Below are 2,869 nucleotides of genomic sequence, written 5' to 3'. Positions count from 1 at the left end.
GGGGAGTGGGGAGTGGGTGTTGGTGAAACTATTTAAAATTGGGGCATGAATCTGAAAACCCGCAAACAATTTGGTCAACATTGGCTTCGTAGCGAGAAAGCGCTAGATCGCATTGTAGCAGCGGCTCAGTTGCAGAAGGGCGATAGCGAAGCGCTGCTGCAAGCAGATCGCATTTTGGAAATTGGTCCGGGTACGGGGATTCTTACTCGTCGCTTGTTACCGGAAGTCGAGTCAGTGGTTGCTGTTGAAATTGACCGCGACTTGTGCAAAAACTTAGTTAAGCAATTAGGTCAAATTGAGAATTTTTTACTGTTACAAGGTGACTTCCTTACTCTTGACTTAGAAACTTATCTTGCCTCCTTACCCAAGTTCCAAAATCCTAATAAAGTTGTTGCTAATATTCCTTATAATATCACTGGACCAATCCTAGAAAAACTATTGGGCACTATTACTCAACCAGCCTTAAATCCTTTTGAGTTAATTGTGTTACTAGTGCAAAAAGAAGTAGCAGAAAGATTATACGCTAAACCGAGTTCCCGGGCATTCGGTGCTTTATCAGTACGGGTACAATATCTAGCAGAGTGTGAATTTATCGCCGATGTCCCCGCCAAAGCCTTCTATCCACCTCCCAAGGTAGATTCTGCTGTAGTGAGATTGCGTCCCCGACAGGTGCAACCAGGAGCCGATGAACCGAAGAAGTTGGAAAATTTAGTCAAATTGGGGTTTGCCAGCAAGCGGAAAATGTTAAGAAATAATTTAAAATCTACGATCGAGATCCCTGAACTGACCCAATTGCTGGAACAATTAAATATTAACCCCCAAGTTCGCGCTGAGGACTTAAGTGTGGAACAGTGGGTGGCTCTATGTAATAAGTTAAATAATTAGTTGTTGGTTATTAGTTGTTGGTTGTTGGTTTTTGGTTATTTGTTGTTCTCTAAAAAACAAAAATAATGCGTTCTTATTCTTTGATTGCTCCTGCCAAAATTAATCTATATTTGGAAATTATAGGCGATCGCGCGGACGGTTATCATGAACTAGTGATGATCTTGCAAAGTATTGACTTAGCGGACAAAATTGACTTACGGGCTATTGGTACTCAATCGATTCAAGTTCACTGTGAAGATGCCGAAGTACCGCAAGATGATAGTAATCTTGCCTATCGTGCTGCTAAATTAATTGCCGATAATTTTCCGGAGCGCTTTGCTCAATTTGGTGGTGTGGAAATTAATATCAAAAAGAATATTCCAGTTGCGGCTGGATTGGCAGGTGGCTCAACGGATGCGGCGGCGGTTTTAGTGGGCTTAGATATGATGTGGCAGTTGGGATTAACTCAGCCAGAATTACAAGATTTAGCAGCAAAATTAGGTTCAGATGTCCCTTTTTGTTTGGCGGGGGGCACTGCAATTGCTACGGGTAGGGGTGAGGAATTAGATCCTTTACCTAGTTTAGATTCTCTCTATGTGGTTTTGGCAAAATATCGGAATCTAGCGGTTTCAACTCCTTGGGCTTATCAAACTTATCGTTCTCAGTTTGGGGATACTTATATTCGGGATGCTAATAGTTTGGAAGCTCGTGCCCATCGAGTCCATTCTGGACCAATGGTACAAGCAATTTTGAATGATAATATGGGAGAAATTGGGAAACTTCTTTACAATGATTTAGAGAAGGTAGTTTTACCAAATTACCCGGAAGTATTACAATTAAGAAAAGCATTTGAGCGCAGTGGTGCGTTAGGTACGATGATGTCTGGCTCTGGGCCAACTGTGTTTGCTCTATGTCAGTCGGAAGGGGAAGCACAGAGAATTTTACAGGAAGTTAAGAGGGCAATTTCTGCACCAGATTTGGGTTTTTGGGTGAGTCGCTTATCGAAGCATGGAATTCAGGTTATTTAAGGATTCAGCGGTTAGGTTTTTAACGATTTGGATCGAGATTAAAGATGATTAAGATAAGTCATGTAGAGTTTTTGTCATATAACCAACAACTAACAACTAACAACAAGCGAGCGGATTCCCCAAAAAATTAATCGGAAATCGGGAATTAAGCGATCTTTTATTTCTGGATATTGGGTTTCTAGAGAAGTCAGTAACAAATTAGCATCACCACCAGTTATCGCAATTTTACTATCTGGAAACCAATCGTGCCAGTCGGTAATAAAGTCGCGAATTCCTGCTAATATTGTATAAAGTACACCACTTGCGATCGCAGTTGAGGTTTCCTTTGCCCAGCGAGGTGGTAAATCCGTGGGTAGTTGGATAGCGGGTAATGCTCCTGTGCGTTGGGATAGAGACTCTAGCTGTAACTTCACTCCTGGTAAAATTGCTCCACCAATTAGATTTCGGTTACGATTAGCGCCTGTAAATGTTAGTGCGGTTCCCCCATCAATGACTAGTATCGGATAACCGTAAGTTTCCCCTGCACCTAATAAGGCTAAAGCGCGATCGATTCCTAATGTAGGATAAAGTCCTAATAGGGGAATACTATCTAGGGTAATAATTTTAGTATGTGGATAAGTTTGCCATAATTTGGTTTGAGCTGGTACTACTGAAGCAATATATAGAGGAATTTGGCTGTCTAAAGTAGAAACTAATAAAGGTGGTAATAATTCTGCTGCCAGAATACCAGATACCCAACGTTGGATTAATTGATCTAGAATTTCTATGGGTAAATACTTAGTATCCCAGGTTTCTTGAAGGTTAGCGCCAACAAACCAAGCCCAATGGAGTCGGGAATTGCCGATGGTTAATGCGAGCCAGCTTTGTGCCACGAGATTGTCGAGATTAGAGATATTGAGGAATCATATTTTAGCAGGATTTAGGCAAAAACATTCTGATCTTAGGACTTACCCATTAAAAAGATCAAACTTCCATCC

Annotated in this window: 3 protein-coding genes; 2 read left to right on the top strand and 1 reads right to left on the bottom strand. The window is 41.3% G+C overall.

Features of this window, described 5'->3' with window-relative positions; translation table 11 throughout:
* Positions 1-45: 45 nt before the first annotated feature.
* Together rsmA and ispE are read left to right on the top strand one after the other, a co-directional pair.
* Positions 46-885: a 16S rRNA (adenine(1518)-N(6)/adenine(1519)-N(6))-dimethyltransferase RsmA gene (gene rsmA, locus NJ959_RS28045; protein ID WP_254015051.1), complete on the top strand. Its 840-nt coding sequence runs from the start codon at positions 46-48 to the stop codon at positions 883-885.
* Positions 886-950: 65 nt separating this feature from the next.
* Positions 951-1,892, top strand: a complete 942-nt coding sequence (ispE, locus tag NJ959_RS28040; RefSeq protein ID WP_254015050.1) for a 4-(cytidine 5'-diphospho)-2-C-methyl-D-erythritol kinase — start codon at positions 951-953, stop codon at positions 1,890-1,892.
* A gap of 89 nt (positions 1,893-1,981) precedes the next feature.
* Here ispE and NJ959_RS28035 read toward each other — a convergent pair whose 3' ends face one another.
* Positions 1,982-2,764, bottom strand: a complete 783-nt coding sequence (locus NJ959_RS28035) for a pantothenate kinase (RefSeq protein WP_254015049.1) — start codon at positions 2,762-2,764, stop codon at positions 1,982-1,984.
* Positions 2,765-2,869 lie beyond the last annotated feature (105 nt).

This window comes from Limnofasciculus baicalensis BBK-W-15, from assembly GCF_024178385.1.
In the GTDB taxonomy this organism is placed as follows: Bacteria; Cyanobacteriota; Cyanobacteriia; order Cyanobacteriales; family Coleofasciculaceae; genus Limnofasciculus; species Limnofasciculus baicalensis.
This window is presented reverse-complemented; position numbering and strand designations above follow the sequence as displayed.

Coding starts and splice junctions, on each gene's coding strand:
- ispE (WP_254015050.1), top strand. CDS start 951: ATGCGTTCTTATTCTTTGATTGCTCCTGCCAAAATTAATCTATATTTG.
- rsmA (WP_254015051.1), top strand. CDS start 46: ATGAATCTGAAAACCCGCAAACAATTTGGTCAACATTGGCTTCGTAGC.